Below are 661 nucleotides of genomic sequence, written 5' to 3' on the forward strand. Positions count from 1 at the left end.
CCGTGAACGCGAACGACACGGTGCTGACGAGCGCGAGGTTCTCGACCTTCGACGCCGCGTCGAGCAGCGCGACCTGCCGCGGCAGCAGCACCACGACCACGCCGGCGTAGCACGCGGCGAGCGCGGCCTGCACGAGCGCCAGGGGTGCCACGACGCGCACCGTGCGGGCGATCGTCGTGGTCACGCACGCCACGCTAACCCGGACACCGGTCCATGTCGGCGTGCCCGTGCGGGTGAACGCGACGCGGGTCGGGCTGTGCACCGCGCCCGGTTCGTCCGTTGGCTCTCACCGGTTCCCACGGGTTCCCACTACGCTCGCACCCGTGCTGCTCTCCGACCGCGACATCCGTGCCGAGCTCGAGCAGGGACGGGTCGTGCTCGACCCGTACGAGCCCGCGATGGTCCAGCCGTCGAGCATCGACGTGCGCCTCGACCGGTTCTTCCGGCTGTTCGACAACCACAAGTACCCGGTGATCGACCCGTCGGCCGAGCAGCCCGACCTCACGCGGCTCGTCGAGGCGGAGGCGGGCGAGCCGTTCGTGCTGCACCCGGGCGAGTTCGTGCTGGGTGCGACGTACGAGCAGGTGACGCTGCCGGACGACGTCGCGGCGCGCCTCGAGGGCAAGTCGTCGCTGGGCCGGCTGGGGCTGCTGACGCACTC

At 71.9% G+C, this 661-nt stretch carries 2 protein-coding genes; one reads left to right on the top strand and one right to left on the bottom strand.

Annotated features, from left to right (window positions below):
* The coding region (locus tag G3I71_RS45405; protein WP_203733028.1) for a hypothetical protein at positions 1-184 on the bottom strand (184 nt) is incomplete at its 3' end.
* A 139-nt stretch (positions 185-323) separates the two neighbouring features.
* Between G3I71_RS45405 and dcd the strand changes: the two genes are divergently transcribed.
* Positions 324-661 (top strand): dCTP deaminase (gene dcd, locus G3I71_RS45410; protein ID WP_164324774.1); only part of this gene is annotated, 338 nt, incomplete at its 3' end.

This window comes from Streptomyces sp. SID12501, from assembly GCF_010550245.1.
GTDB lineage: Bacteria > Actinomycetota > Actinomycetes > Streptomycetales > Streptomycetaceae > Streptomyces.